At 65.1% G+C, this 24,308-nt stretch carries 21 protein-coding genes; 13 read left to right on the forward strand and 8 right to left on the reverse strand.

Annotated elements, in window-relative coordinates; translation table 11 throughout:
* Positions 1–4: 4 nt before the first annotated feature.
* The 4 genes from ACVNHC_RS19080 to ACVNHC_RS19095 are packed head-to-tail and all read right to left on the reverse strand — an operon-like array spanning position 5 to position 4,430.
* Positions 5–1,705, reverse strand: coding sequence for a dipeptide ABC transporter ATP-binding protein (locus tag ACVNHC_RS19080; protein ID WP_457168744.1), 1,701 nt, complete (start codon positions 1,703–1,705; stop codon positions 5–7).
* Entirely contained in the window at positions 1,702–2,553 is an 852-nt protein-coding gene (locus ACVNHC_RS19085) for an ABC transporter permease (RefSeq protein ID WP_050473758.1), read from the reverse strand. Before ACVNHC_RS19085 ends, ACVNHC_RS19080 begins: the two co-directional genes overlap by 4 nt.
* Positions 2,550–3,488, reverse strand: a complete 939-nt coding sequence (locus tag ACVNHC_RS19090) for an ABC transporter permease (RefSeq protein ID WP_058900972.1) — start codon at positions 3,486–3,488, stop codon at positions 2,550–2,552. Before ACVNHC_RS19090 ends, ACVNHC_RS19085 begins: the two co-directional genes overlap by 4 nt.
* Before the next feature lie 51 nt (positions 3,489–3,539).
* Positions 3,540–4,430, reverse strand: coding sequence for a proline iminopeptidase-family hydrolase (locus ACVNHC_RS19095; RefSeq protein ID WP_457168747.1), 891 nt, complete (start codon positions 4,428–4,430; stop codon positions 3,540–3,542).
* A gap of 125 nt (positions 4,431–4,555) precedes the next feature.
* On the opposite strand from ACVNHC_RS19095, the gene ACVNHC_RS19100 reads away from it, so the two are divergent.
* Both ACVNHC_RS19100 and ACVNHC_RS19105 read left to right on the forward strand, forming a co-directional pair.
* Entirely contained in the window at positions 4,556–5,338 is a 783-nt protein-coding gene (locus ACVNHC_RS19100) for a LuxR family transcriptional regulator (RefSeq protein WP_050473755.1), read from the forward strand.
* Positions 5,339–5,391: 53 nt separating this feature from the next.
* The gene (locus ACVNHC_RS19105) at positions 5,392–6,306 is read left to right on the forward strand and encodes a proline iminopeptidase-family hydrolase (RefSeq protein WP_457168994.1); all 915 of its coding nucleotides are present in this window, start codon (positions 5,392–5,394) and stop codon (positions 6,304–6,306) included.
* Positions 6,307–6,367: 61 nt separating this feature from the next.
* Here the strand turns inward: ACVNHC_RS19105 and ACVNHC_RS19110 are convergent, their stop codons facing one another.
* Positions 6,368–7,084, reverse strand: coding sequence for a TetR/AcrR family transcriptional regulator (locus ACVNHC_RS19110; RefSeq protein WP_457168749.1), 717 nt, complete (start codon positions 7,082–7,084; stop codon positions 6,368–6,370).
* 124 nt (positions 7,085–7,208) lie between these two features.
* Here ACVNHC_RS19110 and ACVNHC_RS19115 point away from each other — a divergent pair, with 124 nt between their 5' ends.
* Positions 7,209–9,245: an oxidoreductase gene (locus ACVNHC_RS19115; RefSeq protein WP_457168751.1), complete on the forward strand. Its 2,037-nt coding sequence runs from the start codon at positions 7,209–7,211 to the stop codon at positions 9,243–9,245.
* 455 nt (positions 9,246–9,700) lie between these two features.
* On the opposite strand, the gene hpaR is transcribed toward ACVNHC_RS19115, so the two are convergent.
* Complete coding sequence (hpaR, locus tag ACVNHC_RS19120; RefSeq protein ID WP_457168753.1) at positions 9,701–10,189, reverse strand: homoprotocatechuate degradation operon regulator HpaR; 489 nt, start codon at positions 10,187–10,189, stop codon at positions 9,701–9,703.
* A gap of 559 nt (positions 10,190–10,748) precedes the next feature.
* Here hpaR and ACVNHC_RS19125 point away from each other — a divergent pair.
* From ACVNHC_RS19125 to ACVNHC_RS19150, 6 genes are all read left to right on the forward strand, one after another.
* Positions 10,749–11,153: a 5-carboxymethyl-2-hydroxymuconate Delta-isomerase gene (locus tag ACVNHC_RS19125; protein WP_119396825.1), complete on the forward strand. Its 405-nt coding sequence runs from the start codon at positions 10,749–10,751 to the stop codon at positions 11,151–11,153.
* A gap of 2 nt (positions 11,154–11,155) precedes the next feature.
* A complete protein-coding gene (gene hpaE / locus ACVNHC_RS19130) occupies positions 11,156–12,670 on the forward strand; it encodes a 5-carboxymethyl-2-hydroxymuconate semialdehyde dehydrogenase (protein ID WP_457168755.1) in 1,515 nt (504 codons plus the stop codon).
* Between the two features lie 56 nt (positions 12,671–12,726).
* Complete coding sequence (hpaD, locus tag ACVNHC_RS19135) at positions 12,727–13,707, forward strand: 3,4-dihydroxyphenylacetate 2,3-dioxygenase (protein WP_457168757.1); 981 nt, start codon at positions 12,727–12,729, stop codon at positions 13,705–13,707.
* 720 nt (positions 13,708–14,427) lie between these two features.
* Positions 14,428–15,327: a fumarylacetoacetate hydrolase family protein gene (locus ACVNHC_RS19140; RefSeq protein WP_457168759.1), complete on the forward strand. Its 900-nt coding sequence runs from the start codon at positions 14,428–14,430 to the stop codon at positions 15,325–15,327.
* A 1-nt stretch (position 15,328) separates the two neighbouring features.
* A complete protein-coding gene (gene hpaH / locus ACVNHC_RS19145) occupies positions 15,329–16,144 on the forward strand; it encodes a 2-oxo-hept-4-ene-1,7-dioate hydratase (RefSeq protein WP_457168761.1) in 816 nt (271 codons plus the stop codon).
* Complete coding sequence (locus tag ACVNHC_RS19150) at positions 16,144–16,923, forward strand: aldolase/citrate lyase family protein (protein WP_457168763.1); 780 nt, start codon at positions 16,144–16,146, stop codon at positions 16,921–16,923. The genes hpaH and ACVNHC_RS19150 overlap by 1 nt, the downstream gene beginning before the upstream one ends.
* Before the next feature lie 235 nt (positions 16,924–17,158).
* Here the strand turns inward: ACVNHC_RS19150 and ACVNHC_RS19155 are convergent, their stop codons facing one another.
* Positions 17,159–17,983, reverse strand: a complete 825-nt coding sequence (locus ACVNHC_RS19155) for a transporter substrate-binding domain-containing protein (RefSeq protein ID WP_457168765.1) — start codon at positions 17,981–17,983, stop codon at positions 17,159–17,161.
* Positions 17,984–18,922: 939 nt separating this feature from the next.
* Positions 18,923–19,852 carry a LysR family transcriptional regulator gene (locus ACVNHC_RS19160; protein ID WP_058900960.1) on the reverse strand — a complete coding sequence of 310 codons (930 nt, stop codon included), beginning with the start codon at positions 19,850–19,852 and terminating at the stop codon, positions 18,923–18,925.
* A gap of 149 nt (positions 19,853–20,001) precedes the next feature.
* Here ACVNHC_RS19160 and ACVNHC_RS19165 point away from each other — a divergent pair, with 149 nt between their 5' ends.
* The 4 genes from ACVNHC_RS19165 to ACVNHC_RS19180 are packed head-to-tail and all read left to right on the forward strand — an operon-like array spanning position 20,002 to position 24,245.
* Positions 20,002–21,183 (forward strand): NAD(P)/FAD-dependent oxidoreductase, encoded by a 1,182-nt coding sequence (locus tag ACVNHC_RS19165; RefSeq protein ID WP_457168767.1) that lies wholly within the window; start codon positions 20,002–20,004, stop codon positions 21,181–21,183.
* Complete coding sequence (locus ACVNHC_RS19170) at positions 21,180–21,452, forward strand: 2Fe-2S iron-sulfur cluster-binding protein (protein ID WP_457168769.1); 273 nt, start codon at positions 21,180–21,182, stop codon at positions 21,450–21,452. The genes ACVNHC_RS19165 and ACVNHC_RS19170 overlap by 4 nt, the downstream gene beginning before the upstream one ends.
* On the forward strand, positions 21,439–22,827 hold the full coding sequence (locus tag ACVNHC_RS19175) for an FAD-dependent oxidoreductase (protein WP_457168771.1): 1,389 nt from the start codon (positions 21,439–21,441) through the stop codon (positions 22,825–22,827). Before ACVNHC_RS19170 ends, ACVNHC_RS19175 begins: the two co-directional genes overlap by 14 nt.
* Entirely contained in the window at positions 22,824–24,245 is a 1,422-nt protein-coding gene (locus ACVNHC_RS19180; RefSeq protein ID WP_457168773.1) for an aldehyde dehydrogenase family protein, read from the forward strand. The genes ACVNHC_RS19175 and ACVNHC_RS19180 overlap by 4 nt, the downstream gene beginning before the upstream one ends.
* Positions 24,246–24,308 lie beyond the last annotated feature (63 nt).

Here is a 24,308-nt window from a genome sequence, read left to right on the forward strand (position 1 = left end):
GTGGTTATGGCATGCACCTGGCCATGGGAGCCGTGGCATTGGCAAAGAGCGGTCTGGCCGGATCAATGTCCGGGATGGCGGCGACCAGCGCGGCCGTGTAAGGGTGCTGCGGCCGCGAGAACACCTGCTCCGACGGCCCGTCTTCGACCACCTGTCCCCGGTGCATGACGACCGTGCGGGCGCAGAGGTTGCGGACAATCGCCAGATCATGGGCAATGAACAGCAGCGTCAGGTTCATCCGGGCCGTCAGCTCGCGGAAGAGCTCGATGATCTGCGCCTGAATGGTCACGTCGAGGGCGGCCACGCATTCATCGGCGATGATCAGGCGCGGATCCACGGCAAGCGCCCGCGCAATCCCTGCCCGCTGGCATTGGCCGCCGCTCATCGAGCGCGGCTTGCGGTTGGCAAATTCCCGGTCAAGTCCCGCAAGGCCGAGCAACTCATCCACCCGCGTGGGGATCCCGGCTTTCGGAACCTTGCCCTGCACGGACAGCACCTCGGCCAGGGTCTGACCGATCGTCAGCCGGGGATTGAGGGCATTGAACGGATCCTGGAAGACCATCGCCGCCTCGCGCCGCAGCTTTGCAAGCGCGGCAACTCTCTGCTGGGTAAGGTCTGTGCCATCAAAGCTGACGTGCCCGGAAGACACCGGAGCCAGGCCGAGGATGGAGCGGGCAAGGGTGCTCTTGCCGCTGCCGGACTCGCCGACGATGCCCACCGTTTCGCCCGGCATGACCCGCAGGCTGACGCCCGAGACAGCGCTGACTGTCTTGAGAAGATCGCCCCTGAACAAGCTCCCCCCGACCGGAAACCGCACATGCAGATCATCGATTTCCAGAAGCGGCCTGACCGCCGTGCCGGCTTGCCGCGCCGCAGGTTGCACCGGCCGGGCCGCATCCGGCAGCGAAGGATGGCTGCGGATCAACTGGACCGTATAGGGATCCTGCGGGCTGGACAGGACCTGCGTCTTGGGCCCCTGCTCCAGCAGCCGGCCACCGCGCATGACGGCGATCCGGTCGCAGGTTTGTGCCACGATGCCCAGGTCGTGCGTGATGAGGATGATCGACAGGCCGTGGCTGGCGCGCAGGTCCATCAGAAGCTGCAGGATCTGGGCCTGGATCGTCACATCCAGTGCCGTGGTCGGTTCATCGGCGATCAGAATCCGCGGCTTGCAGGACAATGCCACGCCGATCATCGCCCGTTGCCGCATGCCGCCGGAGAACTCATGCGGATAGCTGTTATACTGGCGCAGCGGATCGGGAAATCCCGTCTGCGCCAGAATGGCCATCGCAGCCTCGCGCGCCTGCCTGCTGCCCAGCCCCTGATGATACCGGATGCCCTCGCAGATCTGGGCGCCGATCGTCATCACCGGATCGAGATGGCTTGAAGGGTCCTGGAAGATCATGCCGATGCCGCGGCCGCGCACTTCACGCATGTCCGCATCACTTAGACCCGCAAGGTCACGCCCGTCGAGCAGGATGGAACCGGCCTCCATCTTCAGCCTCGAGGAGGGAAGCAACCGGATGAGAGAGCGGCAGAACAGGCTCTTGCCGGAGCCGCTTTCACCGACCAGCCCGAGGATCTCGCCCTCGGCAAGATCCAGGGACACATCGTCGAGCAACCGGCGCGGCGCACCGCCGTCATGCGCCGTAACGGTCAGGCCGCGGACAGACAGAAGCGGGGAGGAAGAGGCCGGAGCGGTCATTCATGCACTCCCAGCATTTCGCCAAGCGCATCCCCCAGAATGCTGAAACCGAAGGCGAGCAGGACGATGGAAAGGCCGGGAAAAAGCGTGATCCACCAGGCTGTCGTAATGAAGCTCTGGCCCTCGGCCACCATGACACCCCATTCGGCAGCAGGAGGCTGGACGCCGAGGCCGAGATAGCTGACCGCAGCGCCGCTCAGCAGCACCAGAACCGCATCGGACATGGAAAAGACGATGGAACCGGCAATCGCATTGGGCAGCAGATGGCGGAACATGATGCGCATCCGTCCGAACCCGAGGCTGACGGCCGCAACGGCGTAATCGCTGTTCTTGAGAACCAGTATCTGCGCCCGGATCAGGCGGGCATAGGACACCCATCCCACCAGTGCCATGGCGATATAGAAGCTGAGCAGGCCCGGCCCCAGAATGGCGATGATCGACAGCATCAGCACCAGGAAGGGAAATGCCAGGATGATGTCGATGATCCGCATGAACACCGCATCAACGATACCGCCAAAGAAGCCGGCAACCGTCCCGGCCACCGTGCCCAGCACGAACGGAAAGAACACCCCGATCAGGGCAATCTGCAGGTCGATCCGTGCCCCCCAGATGATCCTGGACAGGATATCGCGGCCGAAGTTGTCGGTGCCAAGCGGATGCAGCAGGGAGGGTGGCTGCAACCGGGCGCTCCCGTCCTGCAGGATCGGGTCATAGGGCGCAATCAGCGGCGCCAGGATGGCCAGCAGGACGAACATGAGAAGGATCGAGATACCGGCAGCAAACATCGTGCGTCTGCGCAGGAAAACACGCCAGCGGGCAGCAGAGTGGAGAAGGGCGGCGGACTTCATAGCTTCACCCTCGGATCGGCCGCAACCGTGGCAATGTCTGCGAGAAAATTGACGAGCACGGTTGCGCAGGCAAAGACCATGGCAACGCCCTGAACAACCATGTAGTCACGCGAGAAAATGGCGCGCACGAGCAGTTGTCCCATGCCCGGCAGGGCGAAGACACTTTCGACCACGACCGTGCCACCGATCAGCCAGCCGGTGTTGACGGCCAGCAGGTTGATCGCCGGAACCAGCGCGTTGGGTACGGCATGGCGCCAGAAGACGATATGTTCCGGCATGCCGCGGGCCCGTGCCGCCGTCGCCAGATCCGATTTCAAGGCCTCGATCATCGCTGCCCTGAGAGAGCGCATAAGAACAGCGGAGAGGGACAGGGCAATGGTGAGGCCTGGCAGGATCAGATGCGCCAGCTTCTCGCCCGCCGTTGTGCCGTAACCGGAGACCGGCAGCAGGTCGAGCTTGACGCTGAACAGGATCATCAGCATCAGGCCGAGCCAGAAAGACGGAAAGCCGATGCCAAAGGTCGAGGCGATGCGGACAATATGATCCGGCGCCCTGCCCGCATTGCGCGCGGCCACCGCTGCCATGGGCACCGCGATGAGAAGTGACAGGATGACGCTGAACACAACCAGAGCCAGCGTTGGCTCGATCCGTGTGGCGATGAGTTTCAGAACATCGATCTTGTACAGGATCGACTTGCCCATCTCGCCATTGGCCAGGTTCTTCAGAAAATAGAGATACTGCAGCCAGAGCGGTTCATCGAGCCCGTACTGCGCACGGATATTGGCGATGGCCGCCGGCGTGGCCCTGGTTCCCAGGAGCACCCGTGCCGGATCACCCGGGATCAGCCGCACCAGCACAAAGGTGATGATGCTGATGCCGAAAAGGACCGGCAGGAACTGCAATGGCCGGAAGAGAACGAACCTATAGCGATGCATGCCGGTCTTGCCGCCTCCCCCGCATGATGCTGTCTGCGCCCCGCCTGTGCATCAGCTCATCCTGTTCCGTTCGAGAAAATCGAGAAGCACCGGATAGTAGTCCGCCGGATTCTCGTAAAAGGGCATGTGGCTCGCATTGGCGATCACCTTGAGTTCGGCATCGGGCAAGGCAAGCTTCATCCGCAAGGCGCAGGCCGGTGTCAGTTCGTCATGCTCCCCGCAGATGACCAAGGCCGGAACCGGCAGGCCGGGCAGATCCGGAATGCGGTTCCAGGTCTTCAGATTGCCCGTATAGAGAAATTCATTCGGCCCCTGCATCGTGCCGTAAGGGCCCATGTTCCAGTCATCCAGCGAGCGCTTCACCGGTGCGGGCCATTCCGGCAGCCGGCAGACATGGCGGTAATTCAGGATGGTGATGGCAGCCAGATATTCCGGATGGTCAAACGTGCCCTGCGCCTCATGCTTCTGCATCATTGCGACGGTCTCGGGCCCCAGGGCTGCGCGCAACCGCTCCAGTTCGCTGATCAGATGCGGCATGTCCGCAACCGTATCGGCCAGGATCAGCGTCTGCAGGTTTTCCGGATACGCCAGCGCATAGTCAATGGCCAGCCAGCCGCCCCAGGAATGACCCAGCAAGTGCACCTTGCCGAGCCCGAGCGCCTTGCGTACCGTCTCCGTCTCCTCGACATAGCGGCCGATCGTCCACAGCGCCGGATCGGACGGGCGGCTGGACGCTCCGGTTCCGAGCTGGTCAAAGGCGACCACACGGTATCCCCTGCCCGACAGGCACGAATGGGCTTCGCGCAGATAGTCACAAGGCAGGCCCGGCCCGCCGTTGAAGCAAAAAACCGTCTCGGCCCCTTCCCCGAAGCTGTAAACCGCAACCTTGTGGCCATCGACCTCGACCATAAGCCGGGCATCTGGCTCCATCTCACGCCACATTCGCAACTCCGGCAAAGATTTTGCTTGCTCAACATTTGAGCACGGCTAAATTTTTACCCGAAACGCCAGCCGGAACCAGCTATAAGAAGTGATAGGGTCACAGCGGCGCGAGCCTGGAGCCAGCAATGATTGACGAGATTGGTGCGATCAGAAGCAAGTTTTCCGCTCAGGACACTCTGGACGGCCGTATAGATCAAATTTTCGAGGCCATGCAGGCCATCGGATTTGAAGCCTTGATCTATGATTATACGCCTGTTCCGTATGATCTCGACGGAAAGATCATGTTTCCCTCGTTGCTCAAGCTGCGCAACATCTCAGATGACATGCACGAGTACTGGTTTGAAAGAGGGTATTTCAGCATAGATCCCGTCCAGCAGGTGGCCTTGCGCACCTCCGCACCCTTCCTCTGGAACTACAGCGCAGATGCGGACACGGTGATCCGCCGCTTCCTGACCGAGGACACGGCGCCCGTCGCCCGCTACCTCCATGAACGGGACATGTCCGCTGGTGTCACCGTGCCTGTGCACATGCCGCGCGGGGACTATGCCACCGTCACCGGCATTCACTTCCGCAGCAGCAAGGCCTTCGAGCGCCATGCCCTGCGTCACATCGCCGACTTCAACCTGCTCGCCCACGTTTTCCATGAAGCCGCCTCAGACCGCTTCGAGGCCGAGACTTTCCGCTCCGGCAAGGTGCGGCTGACGGAACGCGAGCGGGAATGCCTGCGGTATTCGGCCGAGGGATATTCCGCCAAGGAGATTTCGCGCATCATCGACCGCTCGGTCCCGACTGTCGTCATGCATCTGAACGCCGCCGCCCGCAAGCTTGGCGCCAGGAACCGGACGCAGGCGGTGGTGCGCGCCACCCATTACCGGCTTCTCGAAGACCGCCCATCCTATAACTTGTAATAGCTGCCGCAGCCTTTTTGCCGAGGCTATGCTTGTCCATCACCCGGCACAGGATGGAGAAGCACGTGACTGCAATGGCGTCCAGGGAAGCGTTCCTGCCCTTTCGTGAGTACCAGACTTGGTACCGCATCACCGGACCGCTCGGCAACGGCAGGCTGCCGCTCGTCGTCGCCCATGGCGGACCGGGCTGCACCCATGATTATGTTGACAGCTTCAAGGAGATCACGGCAATCGACGGGCGGGCGGTCATTCACTACGACCAGCTGGGCAATGGCAACTCGACACGCCTGCCGGACAAGGGCCCGGACTTCTGGACGCCTGATCTGTTTCTGGAAGAGCTTGATGCCCTGCTGGACCACCTCGGGATCAGCAGCCGCTATGCCTTTCTCGGCCAGTCATGGGGCGGCATGCTTGGGGCCGAGCATGCCGTACGCCAGCCAAAGGGGCTGAAGGCACTCGTCATCGCCAATTCACCTGCCAGCATGCACACCTGGACCGCAGAAGCGAACCGGCTGCGCAAGGATCTGCCGCAGGAGGTGCAGGACACCCTGGAACGGCACGAGAAGGCCGGCACGATCACCGATCCGGACTATATCCGGGCGGCCCGCGTGTTCTACGACCGTCATGTCTGCCGCGTCTCTCCCTGGCCACCCGAGGTTGCCCGCACCTTCGCCATCATGGACGACGACAACACCGTCTATCGCAACATGAATGGCCCGACCGAGTTCCACGTCATCGGCACGATGAAAGACTGGACGATCGAGGACCGCCTGCATCTTGTCGAGGCCCCTACCCTGCTCCTGTCCGGCCGGCATGACGAGGCCACGCCGCTTGTCGTCCAGCCTTACGCCCGCAACATCAGAAACTGTGAGTGGATCATCTTCGAAAACTCCAGCCACATGCCGCATGTCGAAGAAAAAATGCCGTGCCTGACGGCCGTTTCAAACTTCCTCTCCCGCTTCGACTAACCGGCAGGTGAACTGCCTCCCATGCCGCCTGGGGGGCGGTGTTTCTTCCGGCTGAAGCCTCTCATTTCTTCTCCCCCCTTGAAGGGAGGGGGACTGAAACGCCATGCCTTGCGTGAAACCTTGCCAGTTCGCGCTGGTTCGGGGGCTGGCCGGTGAAGATGGTGACATAGGCGGGGATGCGGTGCATGCGGGTGGCGAGGTCTTCTTGGGTCTGCATGGAGATATAGCCGGTCTGGGTGAGATAGACCGTGCGGGCGCGCACGTCCGCTTCGGCGCCGCTGATGCCGAAGCGGGTGAAGAGGCCGGTCAGCGCTTCCAGCCGCAGGCGGTCGGCCTCCTGCACCTCCCGCAGAATGTCCGGCGATTGCAGCGCCCAGCTGCGCAGCGCAAATTCCAGCCGTGAATCGAACAGCGCCGGATCGAGCCAGCAGTCGATGACATTCAGCATCGCCTCGGCCAGCGTCTCCGCATAGGCGCCCGTCTGGCGGAGGATGGCGCCGGTGTTCTTCTCCCGCCAGCGCGCCACCAGCGCGGCGAGAAGCGCCTCCCGGTCCTTGAAGAACCAGTAGAAACTGGTGCGCGACAGATTGAGCTTCTTTGCCAGAGGCTGGATCTTCACCGCCTCCACGCCCGCGTCCAGCAGCGCCTCAAGCGCCGCATCCAGCCACAGATCCGCAGAGCCGCGCCAGCCGGTTTCCGCCGTGATACCGGTTTCCGCCGTGATGCCGGTTTCGCCCGTGATGCCGGTTTCGCCCGTGATGTCAGTGTCCTGTTTCATGCCGCAAATCTAGCAGATGGCGCAGGCCCGTCAAAGAAAACGACACTCATGCACTGAAACTTGACACCAGTGCACATTTCCACTTTGCTGAAGAAAACCGCCCTTCCAGAGAGGCACAAGACCCATGTCCAGCGACCCGCTGCTTCAGCCGTTCCAGCTCAAGCATCTCACCTTGCGCAACCGGATCATCATCACCTCGCATGAGCCGGCCTATCCGGAAGACGGCATGCCCAAGGGCCGTTACCGGGCCTATCACGTGGAGCGGGCGAAGGCCGGGGTGGCCATGACGATGACCGCAGGCTCCGCCGCCGTGTCGCGGGACAGCCCGCCCGTGTTCAACAACATCCTCGCGTGGAAGGACGAGGTGGTGAAATGGACAAGGGAGCTGACGGACGCGGTGCATGAGCAGGGCGCGGCCATCATGATCCAGCTCACCCACCTGGGCCGCCGCACCCGCTGGGACAAGGGCGACTGGCTGCCCGTCGTCTCCCCCTCCCATGCGCGGGAGGCCGCGCACCGGGCCTTCCCCAAGCAGCTGGAGGACTGGGATATCGAGCGCATCATCAAGGACTATGGCGATGCGGCCGAGCGCATGCAGGCCGGCGGCATGGACGGTATCGAGCTGGAAGCCTATGGCCATCTGATGGATCAGTTCTGGTCGCCGCTGACCAACACGCTGGACGACCCCTATGGCGGGCCGCTCGATAACCGGCTGCGCTTTGCCTTCGATGTGCTGCGCGAGATCCGCAAGCGCACTGGGCCGGATTTCATCGTCGGCATCCGCTACACGGGCGATGAGCGGCTCGACGGCGGGCTGACGCCGGAGGACGGGCTGGAAATCTCCCGCCACCTGAAGGACAGCGGCCTTGTCGATTTCCTCAATGTGGTGCGCGGCCATATCGATACGGATGCCGGGCTGACGGATGTGATCCCCATTCAAGGCATGGCCAGCGCCCCGCATCTGGATTTTGCCGGCAGCATCCGGGCGGAAACGCAGCTGCCGACCTTCCATGCGGCGCGCATTCCCGATGTTGCCACTGCCCGCCATGCGGTGGCCAGCGGCAAGGTGGATCTCGTCGGCATGACCCGCGCCCACATGGCCGACCCGCATCTGGTGCGCAAGATCATCGCCGGGCAGGAAGAGCGCATCCGCCCCTGCACCGGCGCCAATTATTGCCTCGACCGGATCTATCAGGGCGGCCTTGCCTTCTGCATCCACAACGCCGCCACCGGGCGCGAGGAGACCATGCCGCATGACATCGCCCCCGCCGCCCGCCGCCGCAAGGTGGTGATCGTGGGCGCCGGCCCCGCCGGACTGGAAGCCGCGCGGGTGGCTGGTGAGCGCGGGCATGAGGTGACCGTGTTCGAGGCCGCCGCCCGGCCCGGCGGGCAGATCCGCCTGACCGCCCAGAGCGAACGGCGGCGGGAAATGCTGTCGATCATCGACTGGCGCATGGCCGAATGCGAGCGGCTCGGCGTCTCCTTCCGCTTCAACACATGGACGGAAAGCGCCGATGTTCTGGCGGACAAGCCCGATGTGGTGATCATCGCCACCGGCGGCCTGCCGGATACGCAGGTGCTGAGCACAGGCAATGATCTGGTGGTCTCCGCCTGGGACATTCTCTCCGGCGATGTGAAGCCCGGACGGCAGGTGCTGGTCTATGACGATGCGGGCGACCACACCGGCCTGCAGGCGGCGGAGCTCATCGCAAGGACGGGCGCCAGCGTCGAGATCATGACCCCCGACCGCAGCTTTGCGCCGGAGGTGATGGCCATGAACCTGGTGCCCTACATGCGCAGCCTGCAGACGCTCGGCACGCGCTTCACCGTCACCTGGCAGCTGCAGGCGGTGGAGCGGCAGGGCAACCTGCTCACCGCCCATCTGGGCAGCGATTACGGCGGGGCCAGCGAGACGCGGACGGTGGATCAGGTGGTCATCAACCACGGCACCCTGCCACTCGCCGATCTCTACTTCGAGCTGAAGCCGCTGTCGTCCAATCTTGGCGAGGTGTCGCACGAGGCGCTGATCGGGGGCCAGCCGCAGGAGATCCACCGCAACCCCGGCGGCACCTTCCAGCTCTTCCGCATCGGCGACGCCGTCGCCTCCCGCAACACCCACGCCGCCATCTACGACGCGCTGCGGCTGGTGAAGGACATGTGAGGGGGGATAGACCTCAGGGGTGGATGGGAGGTGGTGGCAGCCGTTGTTTCAAGGGCACGGCCTATCTGTTCCCCTCCCCCTTGAGGGGAGGGGTGAGGGGTGGGGGTAACAGACTGAAAACAAGGGGTATTTTCATTGAAGACGCCCTGTCTAGAGACGAATGCCAGTCAAGCTGCGCTCCTGGGTGAAGACCCCCACCCCTACCCCCTCCCCTCAAGGGGGAGGGGAAACGAGAGGCCTCATCAGAAAAAGTTTATTTTTCAAAATCTTGCAGGCTCAGAGCCCCCCCACCCCTTACCCCTCCCCACCAGGGAGAGGGGGGCGGAGAGGCGCTGCCACAGATCAGATGCTTCATTGTGGGCTGTGCAGGAAGCTGATGTGTGAACCCAATAGCCCCACCAGGGGGATGGGGCTGAAAGGCGGTGCCATGGACACAACGGCTGCCACTGCAGCCCTCAGGCCTCCCCGCCCCCGTCATTGAACTCCGACAGCCGTTCCAGCCGGTCGAGCAGGTCGGCGATCCAGGCGGCGCCGAAGCGGGCTTCGAGGCTGGCGTAGATCTGGCGGCTTTCCGGGGCCACTTCATCGATGATCCGCAGGCCCTCCTGCGTGAGGCTCAGCATCACGCGGCGGCCGTCGGCCTCGCCGCGCTCCCTGAGGATCAGGCCGCGCTCTTCCAGCGTGCGGATGATGCGCGTCAGCGACGGGGCCAGGATGAAGGCCCGGTCCGCCACTTCGGAGGCATCCAGCGTGCCGCGCTCGCCCAGAACGCGGATCACCCGCCATTGCTGCTCGGTCAGGTCATGCGCTGCCAGCAGGGGCCGGAAATGCGCCATCAGCGCCTCGCGCGCCCGCAGCAGGGCGATGGGCAGCGAGCGGCGGGTGTCACGCGGCAGCAGCGCGCCCTGATCAGGGTCGGACGGGGCAGGATCAGCAGGCTTCATGCCCTCTCTATGCGGCAGAAAACCGGCTTTTGCAAACCGGCAGCCGAGTTGCACCGGCACAGCGTTTCAGCCCCCCTCCGCCTCGTGGGGCTATTGCATGCAGACATCGTGCCTGAGGCAGGAGACGGATTGGAGAAAGACTGTAATCTGTGTGACTGGGCACAGCGTTTCAGCCCCCCTCCCCCTCGTGGGGAGGGGTTAGGGGTGGGGGGAAAGGCCTTTCCGTCTGGCAGTGTATTTATTGATTATGGGCAGCTGCTCCTCCTGATGCCTCATCAGAAAAGGTCGATTTTTCAAATCCTTGCAGACTCAGAGCCCCCCCACCCCTTACCCCTCCCCACGAGGGGGAGGGGAGCGGAAGCGTTCTGCCACAGGTCAGATGCTTCATTGCGGGCGGCGTTCAAACCCGATGTGTGCATGCAGTAGCCTCAAGGGGGGAGAGGGGTACTGCGGCAAGACGAGGGCCCACTCCTCCCTGCTCCCGTTGCAAACACTGCCCTGTTGACAGGCACGCAAAATCATTTAACGTGTTAAGTATCAAGCCGGCCGGGAGGAGACCATGCCGCATCTGTCCTTTGACTATTCGGCCAATCTGGAGGCCGGGGTGGATATGCCTGCCTTTGCGGGCTGCCTGCATGACGCGCTTCTGGAGACGGGGCTGTTCGAGCTGGGGGCCGTGCGTGTGCGCGGGTTCCGCTGCGATGTGCATGTGGTGGCCGACCGGCTGGCACAGAACGGCTTCATCGACATGTCCCTGCGCATGGGCGAGGGCCGCAGCCTGGAAGACCGGCAGCGCGCCGGAGAGGCCATCTTCGCTGCGGCCTGCGCCTTTCTGGCGCCGCAGTTCGCCAGCCCGCATTTCATGCTGTCGCTGGAAATCCGCGAGATCAGCGCACCCCTCAGCTGGAAGCGCAACGCCATCCACCCCCGCATCCGCCAGATGCAGACCGGAACCGGAGAGTGACAATGCCCTCACTGGAAGACAACATCGCCCGGGCCAGCGCCTTTCTGGCGCGCTTTGAAGCGGGCGTGAAGAACCGCATCGGCGGCGAGGACGTGGATGCTTTGGACGGCACGCAGTTCGAGACCATCTCGCCGGTGGACCTCAAGGTGCTTGCCCGCGTCGCCCACGGCAAGGCGGCGGATATCGACAGGGCCGCAAAGGCCGCAAAGGCGGCGTTCCCGGCCTGGGCCGCCCTCTCCGGCGAGGCGCGGCGGGATATCCTCAACCGCATTGCCGGTGCCATCGAGGCGCGGGCGGAGGAAATCGCGCTGGTGGAATGCATGGACACCGGCCAGTCGCTGAAGTTCATGGCCAAGGCCGCCCTGCGCGGGGCGGAGAATTTCCGCTTCTTTGCCGCCCGCGCCCCGGAAGCGCGCGACGGCAAGGCGCTGCAGGCGCCCGGTCAGGTCAACATCACCACCCGCGTGCCGATTGGCCCGGTGGGGGTGATCACGCCCTGGAACACGCCCTTCATGCTCTCCACCTGGAAAATCGCCCCGGCGCTGGCAGCGGGCTGCACCGTGGTGCACAAGCCGGCCGAGCTGTCGCCGCTGACGGCCCGGCTGCTGGTGGAAATCGCCGAGGAAGCGGGCCTTCCTGCCGGTGTGTGGAACCTCGTCAACGGCTTTGGCGAAGATGCCGGGCGGGCGCTGACCGAACATCCGCTGATCAAGGCCATCGGCTTTGTCGGCGAAAGCCGTACCGGCTCGATGATCATGCAGCAGGGCGCGGCGACGCTGAAGCGGGTGCATTTCGAACTGGGCGGCAAGAACCCGGTGATCGTCTTTGCCGATGCGGATCTGGAGCGGGCCGCCGATGCGGCGGTCTTCATGATCTATTCGCTGAACGGCGAGCGCTGCACCTCGTCCTCCCGCCTGCTGGTGGAAGCCTCGATCCACGACGCATTCACCGCGCGCGTTGCGGAAAAGGCGAAACGCATCAAGGTCGGCCATCCGCTGGACCCGGCCACCGTCATCGGCCCGCTGATCCATCCGGTGCACGAGAAGAAGGTGCTGGACTATATCGCCACCGGCAAGGCGGAAGGCGCAACCCTTGCCGCAGGGGGAGAGAAGGCGGAAGGCCCCGGCGGCGGCTGCTATGTGGCGCCCACGCTCTTCACCCATGCCGCCAATTCCATGCGCATCGCGCAGGAGGAGATCTTCGGCCCCGTGCTGACGGCCATTCCCTTCAAGGACGAGGCGGAGGCGCTGGCACTGGCCAATGACGTCGCCTATGGCCTCACCGGCTATCTGTGGACCTCGGACGTGACCCGCGCCTTCCGGTTCACTGAGGCGCTGGAAGCGGGGATGATCTGGGTGAACTCGGAGAACATCCGCCACCTGCCCACCCCCTTCGGCGGGGTGAAAAGCTCCGGCATCGGACGCGACGGCGGCGATTGGTCGTTTGATTTCTACATGGAAACCAAGAACATCGCCTTTGCCACCGGCGCCCATGCCATCCCGAAGCTGGGCGGCTGAACCGCCCGCCGCCGCCGTTTACGCCAGATATCCGCAAGACCGGGAGGAGACCCGTCATGCCCGTTCCCGCACCCAACCTTTATCCGCCCTTCAACATCGTGCGCCTCAGCCACGTGGAATTCGCCGTCACGGATCTTGCCCGCTCCCGCGCCTTCTACGTGGACACGCTGGGGCTTCAGGTCACCGATGAGGACGCGGGCTGCATTTACCTGCGCGCCATGGAAGAGCGCGGCCACCATTGCATCGTGCTGCGCCAGTCGGACGAGGCCTCAGCCCGGGATCTCGGTTTCAAGGTGTTTTCGGAGGAGGATCTGGACCGGGCGGCGCAGTTCTTCAAGGGCAAAGGCCTGCCGGTGGAACGGGTGGAGCGGCCCTTCCAATCCCGCACCTTCCGCACGCGCGATCCCTTCGGCACGCCGCTGGAGTTCTATGCCCGCATGGACCGGCTGCCGCCGATCCACCAGAAATATGCGCTCTACCGGGGCGTGAAGCCGCTGCGCATCGACCATTTCAACTGCTTCTCGCCCGATGTGGACGCCTCCGTCGCCTTCTACAACGAGCTGGGTTTCCGGGTGACGGAATATACCGAGGACGAGGAGACGGGCCGGCTCTGGGCCGCCTGGACCCACCGCAAGGGCGGCGTGCATGACATGGCCTTCACCAATGGCCGCGGCCCGCGCCTGCACCACACCGCCTTCTGGGTGCCGACGCCGCTCAACATCATCGATCTTCTCGACCTCATGTCCACCACCGGCTGGGTGTCCAGCATCGAGCGCGGCCCCGGACGCCATGGCATTTCCAATGCCTTCTTCCTCTATATCCTCGACCCGGACGGCCACCGCATCGAGATCTATTGTTCCGACTATCAGACGGTTGATCCGGATCTGGAGCCGATCAAGTGGGACCTGAAGGACCCGCAGCGCCAGACCCTCTGGGGCGCCCCCGCCCCCCGCTCCTGGTTCGAGCACGGCAGCCTCTTCTCCGGCACCACCCCGCAGGAACCGCTTCTGAAGGCCCAGCCGATCATCGCGCCGTAAAGGCACAGCGCCTCAGCCCCTCTCGTGGGGGCTACTGGATTCACACATCAGGTTCGGACACTGCCCGCAGTGACGCATCTGATCTGTGGCAGGGCCTCTCCGCCCCCCTCCCCCTCGTGGGGAGGGGTAAGGGGTGGGGGGCTCTGAACCGAAAGCTGTATGGAAGACAGATAGATACCTGAAGAGGCATCGGAGGATGCAGCTGTATGAAATCAATGAATACTCTGCCAGCCGGAAAGGCCTTCCCCCCACCCCTAACCCCTCCCCACCAGGGGGAGGGGGGCGGAGGCGCCGTGCCAGAGCGACCAGACTTCAGGCTCTCCCCTCAAATACGATCTGTTCATGCAGTAGCCACCAGGGAGAGGTGCAATGCACTCGCCTTTTGCCGCAGCGCCCCTCTCCCCCTTGAGCGACCGGATTCACATATCGGGCTCAGACAACGCCCGCAGTGATGCATCTGGTTCAGAGCACAGCGTCTCAGCCCCCCTCCCCCTCGTGGGGAGGGGTGAGGGGTGGGGGGCGCGGAGCCGAAAACGATATGGAAAACACATAGATACCTGAAGAGGAATCAAGAGGAGCGGCTGTCAGGAATCAATGAATACTCTGCCAGCCGGAAAGGCCTTCCCCCCACCCCTAACCCCTCCCCACCAAGGGGAGGGGGGCGGAGAGGCCTCAGGTCAGCAGCCAGCCAATGACCAAGACTACGAGGACAAACCAGCCATGACCCAGCCGCGTTTTCTGAGTTTTCGCACCGCAGGCAACCAACAGGGCTTCGGTCTTGTAGCGGGAGATGGAGATGGGGTGATTGATCTGTCCGCGCGGCTGAAGGGCCGGTTTTCCAGCCTGATGGACATCATCGCGCAGGGCAGCCTGACGGAGATTGCCGATGGCTACGGCGGGTTCTCGCCGGACATGAGCCTTGAAGAGATCACCTTCACCATTCCGGTGACCCGGCCGGAGAAGATCATCTGCACCGGCGTCAATTTTCCCGACCGCAACGAGGAATACAAGGACGGCAAGGAGGCCGCCGCCTATCCCTCGCTGTTCGTGCGGTTCGCCGGGTCCTTCACCGGCCACGGCCAGCCGCTGGTGCGGCCGCCGGAGAGCCATCAGCTCGACTATGAGGGCGAGATCGCCGTGGTCATCGGCAAGGCGGGGCGGCGGATTGCGGAGGCGGACGCGCTGGCCCATGTGGCGGCGCTGACCCTGTGCAACGAGGGAACCTTGCGCGACTGGGTGCGCCATGCGCGCTTCAACGTCACGCAGGGCAAGAATTTCGATGCCTCCGGTTCCATGGGCCCCTGGCTGGTGCCCCTCACCTCCCCCGCCCAGATCGAGGACATCAGCCTGCAGACGCGGGTGAACGGCGAGCTGCGGCAGGACGACAGAACGGGGCGGATGCTGTTCCCGGTGCGCCGGCTCATCAGCTACATTTCCACCTTCACCACGCTGGTGCCGGGGGATGTGATCGTGACCGGCACGCCAACGGGCGCAGGGGCGCGGGCCGAACCGCCTGTCTGGCTGAAGCCCGGCGATGTGGTGGAGGTGAGCGCAGACGGGCTCGGCACGCTGCGCAACACCATCGCGGATGAAATGCCGGATGCGGCAAGGGAGGCGTGAGATGCTGAGCGCAACACAGATCGAGGAAGCCGCCGCAAAGCTGGACGAGGCCGAGCGCAGCCGCATCCAGACCGGCTTGCTGTCGCTCGCCCATCCGGGCATGACCATGGATGATGCCTATGCCATTCAGGCCGCCTGGGTGCGGCGCAAGCTGGCGGCGGGGCGGCGTGTCATTGGCTGGAAGATCGGCCTCACCTCCAAGGCCATGCAATATGCGCTGAACATCAACATCCCCGATTCCGGCGTGCTGCTGGATGACATGCTGTTCGAGGATGGGGCGCAGATCCCGCCGGAGCGCTTCATCCAGCCGCGCATCGAGGCGGAAATCGCCTTCATCATGAAGGCGCCGCTGAAGGGGCCGGGCGTCACCGTCTTCGACGTACTCAACGCCACGGATTACGTCACCCCGGCCATCGAGATCCTCGACACCCGCATCCTGAGGATGGACCCGCAAACGAAACAGACGCGCAATGTCTGCGACACCATCGCCGACAATGCGGCGAATGCAGGCATCGTCACCGGCGGGCGGGCGCTGCGGCCGGACCAGACCGACATGCGCTGGATGGGCGCCATCGTCAGCCGCAACGGCGAGGTGGAGGAAACCGGCCTTGGCGCGGGCGTGCTCAACCAGCCAGCGCGCGGCGTCGCCTGGCTTGCCAACCGGCTGGCGCAGTATGGCGAGGGCATCGAGGCCGGGCAGATCGTGCTCGCCGGCTCCTTCATCCGTCCGGTCGAAGCCCGGCCCGGCGACACGGTGAGCGCAGACTTCGGCCCGCATGGCAGCGTCAGCCTGCATTTTGCCAAGGGAGACGCCTGATGCCCGCGCCCGTCAACCCGTTCAAGAAGGCCCTCAGCGAAGGGCAGTTGCAGACCGGCCTGTGGCAGGCGATCGGCAGCGAGGCCGCGGTCGAGATCTGCGCCGGAACCGGCTATGACTGGCTGCTGCTGGATGCCGAACATGCACCCAATGACGTGCCACGGCTTGCCGCACAGCTGCGCGCCATGCGCGGCTCGCCCTCCCATGCGGTCATCCGCCCGCCCATGGGAGAGGCCTGGATGATCAAGCAGATGCTCGACATCGGCGCGCAGACCCTGCTGATCCCCATGGTGCAGGATGGCGATCAGGCCGCTGCCCTCGTGCAGGCTGTGCGCTATCCGCCGGCCGGCATCCGGGGTGTGGGCGCGGCGCTGGCGCGGGCCTCGGATTACAACCGGATCGAGGGCTATCTGGAAACCGCCAATGACGAGATCTGCCTGCTGGTACAGGCCGAGAGCGTGATGGCGCTCAAAAATCTCGAAGCCATCTGCGCGGTCGAAGGGGTGGACGGCGTCTTCATCGGCCCGTCGGATCTGGCCGCAGACATGGGGCTTCTCGGCCGCCCCGGCGCGCCGCAGGTGCAGGCGGCGGTGTCCGATGCCATCGCCCGCATCACCGCCTGCGGCAAGGCAGCCGGCGTGCTGAGCACAGACCTTGCCCTTGCCCGCACCTACCGGCAGATGGGCGCCACCTTCATCGCCATCGGCCACGACGTCGGCCTGCTCGCCACCGGCGCCCGCCAGCTGCTCGGCCGGTTCAAGGAAGAGGCGGAGGGATAAGCCTCCCTCAAACGCAAGGCGCCCCGCTTGTGGCGGGGCGCTCAGGCTGCTGACAAACATTCGGCCTCTCCATCGTCATCCTCGGCCTTGTGCCGAGGATCTAACCAAATCAATGGCTTGCAGATGGCCGGGACAAGCCCGGCCATGACGAAAGAGGAGAACTCTTGTTTTGTCATCGACCTCGGCGCCCCGCTTGTGGCGGGGCGCTGCGTGGTGTTGTGGCCTGATGCCCTGATCAGCCGCCGAAGCCGAAGCCCTCGGGCATGTCGGTCAGGGTGATGCCGAAGGGCTCAAGGCTCTTCACGATCCAGGTCTGGTTGTTGCCGATGCGGCGGTTGTATTCGGCCCAGGCGGAGACGAAGCTCTTGAAGGTTTCGTCGGTGCCATAGTTCAGCGCGATCACGGAAGGGGTCGAGAGCACCGGCACCGGGACCTTCACGGAGCCGACGGCCGGGGCCTTCTTCGAAATCACCAGGCCGTTCAGCATGGTGTTGACGAGGCCATCCGCCTTGCCGGTGGTGACTGCGATGATCGCCTCATCGCGCGTCTTGAAGCGCAGAATATTGGCATTGGGCAGATACTGCTGGGTAATCAGGTCCTGCGCCGATCCCATGTCCACGGCAAAGGTGTATTTGGGGTCGTTGAGATCCTGCCAGGTCTTGCCCGTCAGCTCGTCCTTGGCCGACACGATGATGAAGCTGTTGTAATAGGTCGGGTTCGAGAACGAGACGGACATGGCGCGGACCGGCGTTGCGGTGACGGCGAAAGCCATGTCCACCTTGCCGCTCTGCACGTCCAGAATGGCGTTGGACCAGCTCGATTCCACCACTTCCAGCTTCACGTCCAGCGTCTTGGCAATGTCGCTGGCCATGTCGATGACGAAGCCCTGCCATTCACCCGTGCGCGGGTCCTTGTTGAAATAGGGCACCTCATTGAGGATGGCCGGAATGCGCAGGACACCACGGGCGCGAATATCATCAATCGTACCGGCACTGGCTGCTGCGGTTCCCGCAGCCAGCGCCATGGCGGCGATGCCGCAGAGTTTTGCAAGAAAGTTCATGTTGTCGGGCCTCCGTTGTTCCCCTGGAATTGCTTTTGCCTGCTCCACATCTTCTAGTGGAACGGCAGCACTGCTGGCCGGGTTTCAGCCTAGCTGCGGCGCGGGATTGAACAATGCTAAGGAAGAGGCCGCCCTTATCCTGTTTTTTATATGTGCAGCGCTGCCTGAGCCAGTGCCTCACCATATATTCAGCGTCGTCCCGGACGAAGCGGAGCGGAGATCCGGGAACCACTCGCTTGCAGAGCGGAAAGGCTGAAGCGCAGCGCGGCGGCTTCTCCGGGCCGGGAGCCTGCCGCCGCACTCAGGACAACGGCATCCCTCTGCAAACGAGCAGGCCCCGGCTCGCGCTGCGCTTGGCCGGGGTGACCCAGTGCCAGTTACCCGGTTGTGGGGCTTGCCGCCAAAGCCAGAGCTGCGTCAGTGACCAAGGCGAAGCCAGCGGCAGAAACACTGTCCTCACCCCCCCCCTCGGCGTCGTCCCGGACGAAGCGGAGCGGAGATCCGGGAACCACTCGCTTGCAGAGCGGAAAGGCTGAAGCGCAGCGCGGCGGCTTGCTCCGGGCGGGGAGCCTGTCGCCGCACTCAGGACAACGGCATCCCTCTGCAAATGAGTAGGCCCCGGCTCGCGCTGCGCTTGGCCGGGGTGACTCTGTGCCGTTTACCGGGCACAGTGCCCAACGGAGAGGCTGAAGCGCAGCGCGGAGGGGCGGCGCGGTGGGTGGATCTGCCGCAGCGTGACGCGGGCGCCNGCCGCACTCAGGACAACGGCATCCCTCTGCAAATGAGTAGGCCCCGGCTCGCGCTGCGCTTGGCCGGGGTGACTCTGTGCCGTTTACCGGGCACAGTGCCCAACGGAGAGGCTGAAGCGCAGCGCGGAGGGGCGGCGCGGTGGGTGGATCTGCCGCAGCGTGACGCGGGCGCCCTGAATGCCGGTCCGTCCTACGGCACCGGATAGTTGAGTTCGCTGCCGCGCGGCGCCTCCAGGATCGGGCCGACCAGTTCCTTGCGGCAGTCATCAAACAGCTGCTGCACGGCCTGATGTTTCTGCAGGAAACCGGCCGTGCCGAAATAGACCCGCACCTCCGGCAGGTTGGTGAGGCGCAGGCTGGTGATGCCCTGATCCTCGGGCAGCAGGCACCATTCGGGGATGATCGAAAAGCCCAGCCCCTCCTCCACGCAGCGCTTGACGCTGGAACTGCCGGAGGCGGTGATCGTGGGCTGGACGTTGGCCCCGTCACGGCTGAGAAAATCCATCGTCAGATTGCGCAGGGTCTGGCCCGGCTCAAAGGTGATGAAGGGCTTGTCCCGCGCCCAGCGGGGAATGTCGCGCACCTCGGGCGCCGGTCCCCAGGACTGCGGATAGACCAGGGAGAGCCGGTAGGTGCCAAGCTGCCGCTGCGGCACCACGGGATCGCCGAAGTAGCGTTCGGAGATGCAGATGTCGAGACTGCCGTTCTTCACCAGTTCGGCAAGCACCGTATCGCGCTCGTAGACGGCGAATTCCATGTCGGGGAACTGGGCGCGGAAGCGGCTCAGCACCTTCGGGAACAGGTAGAAGAAGATCGCCTGCGGCATGCCGACCCGCAGCGCGGTCCGCTGGTTCTCGATCAGCTTCGTCAGCCGCTCCAGCATGATGTCGAGTTCCGGATAGAGCAGGTTGTAGAGCATCACCCCCCTTGGCGTGAGGATGATCCGCTTGGCGCCCTGCTCGGTCTCGATCAGCCGTCCGTTCAGCAGCTGCTCCAGCCGCCTCACATGATTGGCGGCGGACTGATAGCTCAGATTGAGCTCCCGCGCCGCGCCCGAAAACGAGCCGTGGCGGGCGACTTCGTAGAATGTCTGAATGAGTGTCAGGCTGATCTTGGCCATGCTGGTCTACCTCTCTCTCTCCGCCATAATGGCCGGAAATGAGTTAGCCGATACAAAATTCAGGAACAGGGAATGCTGTGTTCTTGTATCGACGCTGCCCCGTCTGCCGCCTCACACTTGGGCGCAAGTCAGAACAAGGGGACCAGACGGTGGACACGCCGCTCGCGCAGACTTCTCCCATCATCATCGCCGGGGCCGGCATTGCCGGGAGTGCGGCTGCCTATTTTCTCGCCCGGCAGGGCCTGAACGTCGAAGTTCTCGACGCGGCAATGCCTGCGGCCGGAGCCTCGGGCGCGTCGGATGGTGCGGTCTCCGTCGCCAGCAAGCGGCCGGGCCCGCTGATGAGCGCGGCCCTGGAAGGCATCGCGCTCTACCGGTCACTGGCGCAGGAAGGGCTGCTGGCCGCCGAATTCCACGAGCGCTCCACCTTCATCGTGGCCTCCACGGCTGAGGAAGAGGCGGTGCTGGAGCGGCACGGGGCCGCCCTTGCCAGCGCCGGGATCAGGGTCACCGCCTTCTCCGGCCCCGCGATCGTCCGCCGGTTCCCCGCGCTTTCGCCCGCTGCCTGCCTTGTGCTGGAAGTGCATGGCGAGGGCCACGCCATCGGCTATCAGGTCGTCCACCGGCTGCTAAGCGCATCGCGGGCCACGGTTCACCGCAATTGCAAGGTGGAAGGCCTCCTGACCTGCGCCGATGGCAGCCGCATCATCGGCGTGCACACCAGCAAGGGCACCCTCAATGCCGGCGCGGTGCTGATCGCCACCGGCAACGGCACCTCCGCCCTGCTCGGCCTTTCCGGCGTGCTGACCCCGCGCAAGGGCCAGCTTCTGGTCACCGAGCGGGACCGGGCTTTGAGTGCCGGCATGCCGGGCTCGATCATGTCGGGCCGCTATCTCCTGTCGAAAGGCAGCCAGAAGGCGGCAGGCGCCAGGGATCAGCGCGGCTTCGGCCTTGTCATCGACCCGCTGCGGACAGGACAGTTTCTCATCGGCGGCACGCGTGAGGACCACGGCGACACACGCCAGACGGACCTTGAGGCCGTGAGCACCATGCTGCGGCAGGCCGCGGATCTGGTGCCGGGCCTTGCGCGCCTGCGGCTGCTGCGCAGCTTTGCCGGAGCGCGCACGGCCGTTGCCGATGCCCTTCCACTTGCCGGGCGCCTGCCCGGCTGCACCAATGGCTATATTCTCACCGGCTTTGAGGGCGACGGCATCTGCCTTGGCCCGGTGGTGGCCAAGGCCATGGCAGCGCTCATCTGCGGCCGGGAGCCGGAGCTGGATCTGGCGCCTTTCGCACCGGACCGCTTCGCCAGCCTGAGGTTTACCGCATGACTGGCCCGAGCTTTTTCTGGTGCGATGAGACCGTCCCCTTCCGGCCGGGCGAAACCATTGCAGCGGCGCTGACAGCGGCCCGCATTCTGCACCTCGGCACAGACGCAAACGGCCAGCCCGCCCGCTATTTCTGCGGCATCGGTGCCTGTCAGGCCTGTGCCGTGCTGGTTGATGGCACCATCCGCGAGGCCTGCCTCACCCCCGCCCGCAGCGGCAGCGAGGTCCGGCCGGTGACGCCGGCCAGCGCAGGAGGCAATGATGCACGCTGACGGCCAGTCCTTTCACGATGTCATCGTCATCGGCAGCGGCCCGGCGGGAATGGCCTGCGCCCTCACCGCAGCGCGCGGCGGCGCCAGCGTGCTGCTGGCGGACCAGCGGCCCGGCCCCGGCGGCGCCATCTTCCGCATGGCCATTCCCGGCGTGCCGCCCCTGTCCCTCGCCAGAGCGCAGAAGCGCCTGCGGGAACGGCTGTTTGCGGGCCTTGAAAACACACCCGCGATCCAGCGCCTGCCGGAACACCTCTATCTTGGCCTCGATGCGGACGGCCTCGTCATGCTGGAGGACCGGAAGGCCGGGCAGGTGAAGACCTTCCGCTGCCGCATCCTGTGCCTTGCCACCGGGGCCGTGGAGCGCGTGCTGCCGCGCCCCGGCTGGACGCTTCCCGGCGTGATGACGGCTGGCGGGTTGCAGGTGATGATGAAGGAAACGGGCAAAGCCCCGGCTGGCCGCACCGTTCTGGCCGGATCCGGCCCGCTGCTGCTGGCCGTGGCCGCCCAGCTTGTCCGCCTCGGCACCCCGCCGCTGGCCGTCATCGAGGCGGGTGATCCCTTGCGGCAACTCAGCGCCGGGCTCGGCCTGCTGCGCTGGCCCGGCCTCTGTCTGGAGGCCGGCGGCTATGTGGCCTCCCTTCTCACCGCCCGTGTGCCCTGGCACCGGGGTGCAAGGCTGACCGGCATCGAAACGGCGGCAGACGGCCTTGCGGCGCAGTGGCAGGACCGGCATGGCCGGGTTCATACGCTGGCCGCAGACCGCGTCGCGCTGCATGACGGCCTTGCCGGAAACAGCTTCGGGCTTGCCCCTTCAGGCAGTTCGCAAGGTGCGCCCGGCCATCCGCTGGTGCTGCAAGCCGGGGATTGCCGTCAGGCGCTCGGCGCCCCTGCCGCCGCGTGCAGCGGAGAGACCGCCGGAGAGATCTGCCTTCACGTGCTCGCAGGGCGGGCAGAGCCTGCGGAGCGCCTGCAGCAGCGGCTGCAGACTGCAACAAGCCGATATGGGAAGATGCAGGATCTCATTGCCCGCGCCTTCTCGCCGCAAGGCGGAGCACAGCACTTCACCGCCCTGCCCGATGACACGGCGCTCTGCCGCTGCGAAGGCAGGACAATGGGCGATCTGCGCAAGCTTTTCACCGCAGACCCCGGCCTCTCCGGCCGTGAGCTGAAGCTGAACGGGCGCTTTGCCATGGGCGCCTGCCAGGGCCGGTTCTGCGCCGCGAACACCGCTGCCGCAGTGGCCGAACTGACCGGCAGCAGCCTGCCCGTTTCCACGATCACCGGCCACCGCTGGCCTGTCCGCCCCGTTCCCATTTCCAGCCTGATCCGGCCCGAGCCCGGCAAGGCTGACCACGCTGAAGAGGCCCCACAATGACACTGCCGGTCCAGACCGCCCCCACCCTCTCCCCAACACTCTCTCCTGCCAGCGCTGCTGCCATCGAGGTGCGCAATCCCTTTGATGGGGCACTCGCAGGGGAAGTGCCGGTCAGCACCGGGGCGGAGGTTCTTGCCGCCCTCGCCCGCGCCCGCAAGGCACAGGCCGACTTCCGGCACTCCACCCCGGCGCTGCGCCGCAGGCTGCTGGAGGCCCTGGCCGCGCAGATTGCCGCCCATGCGGAGGAACTCGCCCGCACCATCTGCAACGAGATGGGCAAGACGATCACCGAAGCCCGCAATGAAGTGCGCCGCGCCCAGAACACCCTGCGGCTCTCGGGCGATGCAGCCACCTTCCTCGATGGTGAGGCCCTGCATTGCGCCATCGTCGAGGGCGGCGCCGACCGGCTCGCCACCATCACCTATCAGCCGGTGGGCGTTGTCGGGGCCATCACGCCCTTCAACTATCCGCTCAACCTCTTGTGCCACAAGCTGGGGCCGGCCATTGCCGCGGGCAATGCGGTGATCGCCAAGCCCTCGCCGAAAGCCCCGCTGGCCGCTGCCATGCTCTGTGATCTCGCCGCAAAGGCGGGCTGGCCGGACGGGCTGTTTCAGGTGGTGCATGGCGGGGCCGCAACGGCCCTGTCGCTGGCCCGCGCGCCCATCGACCTTCTGTCCTTCACCGGCGGCCCGGCGGCCGGCCTTGCGCTGAAGGCAGCCTGCGGGCTGGTGCGCTGCCTGATGGAACTGGGCGGCAATGACCCCTTGTTCGTGCTGCCGGATGCGGATCTCGACCGGGCCGTGGCGACGGCCATCGGCCACCGCTTTGAAATCGCCGGTCAGAGCTGTGCAGCGGTGAAGAAGCTCTACCTGCATGAGGACATCGAGGAAGAGTTCACCGCCCGGCTTCTGGCCGAAGTCACCGGCATACGCACAGGCGATCCCCGGCAGGCGGAGACGGTGATGGGCCCGGTCATCGACGAGGCGGCTGCCGCTCTGGTGGAGAGCCGGATCAGCCAGACCCTTGCGGCCGGCGCAAAGCTGCTGGCCGGTGGCACCCGCGAGGGCACGCTCGTGGCACCCACAGTGCTGCGCAACGTGGCTGCCGATGCCCCGGTCATTGCCGAGGAAACCTTCGGGCCGGTCATCGCCATCCGCAGCTTCAGCGATCCGGCGGCCGCCATCTGCGAGGTGAATGCGGGCGACTATGGCCTGCAGGCCGGGGTCTTCACCAATGACCATGCACTGGTGAAGCTGTTCTCCCGCGAGCTGGCGGTGGGCGGTGTCATGATCAACGAAGGGCCGGATTTCCGCGCCGAACATGTGCCCTTCGGCGGCATCAAGCGCAGCGGGCTGGGCCGCGAGGGCGTGCGCATCACCTTGCGGGAGATGTCCGAAACCAAGGTGGTCATCGACTGACACCAGCCCGCGCAGGGCATGAGCAATGTCAAGGCGTGATGCGCCAGCATCGCAAGACCTGGC

The organism is Pannonibacter sp. Q-1, assembly GCF_054073275.1.

Excerpts from the sequence above, each read along its gene's own strand:
- ACVNHC_RS19080 (WP_457168744.1), bottom strand. The coding sequence starts at position 1,705 with ATGACCGCTCCGGCCTCTTCCTCCCCGCTTCTGTCTGTCCGCGGCCTG.
- ACVNHC_RS19085 (WP_050473758.1), bottom strand. The coding sequence starts at position 2,553 with ATGAAGTCCGCCGCCCTTCTCCACTCTGCTGCCCGCTGGCGTGTTTTC.
- ACVNHC_RS19090 (WP_058900972.1), bottom strand. The coding sequence starts at position 3,488 with ATGCATCGCTATAGGTTCGTTCTCTTCCGGCCATTGCAGTTCCTGCCG.
- ACVNHC_RS19095 (WP_457168747.1), bottom strand. The coding sequence starts at position 4,430 with ATGTGGCGTGAGATGGAGCCAGATGCCCGGCTTATGGTCGAGGTCGAT.
- ACVNHC_RS19100 (WP_050473755.1), top strand. The coding sequence starts at position 4,556 with ATGATTGACGAGATTGGTGCGATCAGAAGCAAGTTTTCCGCTCAGGAC.
- ACVNHC_RS19105 (WP_457168994.1), top strand. The coding sequence starts at position 5,392 with ATGGAGAAGCACGTGACTGCAATGGCGTCCAGGGAAGCGTTCCTGCCC.
- ACVNHC_RS19110 (WP_457168749.1), bottom strand. The coding sequence starts at position 7,084 with ATGAAACAGGACACTGACATCACGGGCGAAACCGGCATCACGGGCGAA.
- ACVNHC_RS19115 (WP_457168751.1), top strand. The coding sequence starts at position 7,209 with ATGTCCAGCGACCCGCTGCTTCAGCCGTTCCAGCTCAAGCATCTCACC.
- hpaR (WP_457168753.1), bottom strand. The coding sequence starts at position 10,189 with ATGAAGCCTGCTGATCCTGCCCCGTCCGACCCTGATCAGGGCGCGCTG.
- ACVNHC_RS19125 (WP_119396825.1), top strand. The coding sequence starts at position 10,749 with ATGCCGCATCTGTCCTTTGACTATTCGGCCAATCTGGAGGCCGGGGTG.
- hpaE (WP_457168755.1), top strand. The coding sequence starts at position 11,156 with ATGCCCTCACTGGAAGACAACATCGCCCGGGCCAGCGCCTTTCTGGCG.
- hpaD (WP_457168757.1), top strand. The coding sequence starts at position 12,727 with ATGCCCGTTCCCGCACCCAACCTTTATCCGCCCTTCAACATCGTGCGC.
- ACVNHC_RS19140 (WP_457168759.1), top strand. The coding sequence starts at position 14,428 with ATGACCCAGCCGCGTTTTCTGAGTTTTCGCACCGCAGGCAACCAACAG.
- hpaH (WP_457168761.1), top strand. The coding sequence starts at position 15,329 with ATGCTGAGCGCAACACAGATCGAGGAAGCCGCCGCAAAGCTGGACGAG.
- ACVNHC_RS19150 (WP_457168763.1), top strand. The coding sequence starts at position 16,144 with ATGCCCGCGCCCGTCAACCCGTTCAAGAAGGCCCTCAGCGAAGGGCAG.
- ACVNHC_RS19155 (WP_457168765.1), bottom strand. The coding sequence starts at position 17,983 with ATGAACTTTCTTGCAAAACTCTGCGGCATCGCCGCCATGGCGCTGGCT.
- ACVNHC_RS19160 (WP_058900960.1), bottom strand. The coding sequence starts at position 19,852 with ATGGCCAAGATCAGCCTGACACTCATTCAGACATTCTACGAAGTCGCC.
- ACVNHC_RS19170 (WP_457168769.1), top strand. The coding sequence starts at position 21,180 with ATGACTGGCCCGAGCTTTTTCTGGTGCGATGAGACCGTCCCCTTCCGG.
- ACVNHC_RS19175 (WP_457168771.1), top strand. The coding sequence starts at position 21,439 with ATGATGCACGCTGACGGCCAGTCCTTTCACGATGTCATCGTCATCGGC.
- ACVNHC_RS19180 (WP_457168773.1), top strand. The coding sequence starts at position 22,824 with ATGACACTGCCGGTCCAGACCGCCCCCACCCTCTCCCCAACACTCTCT.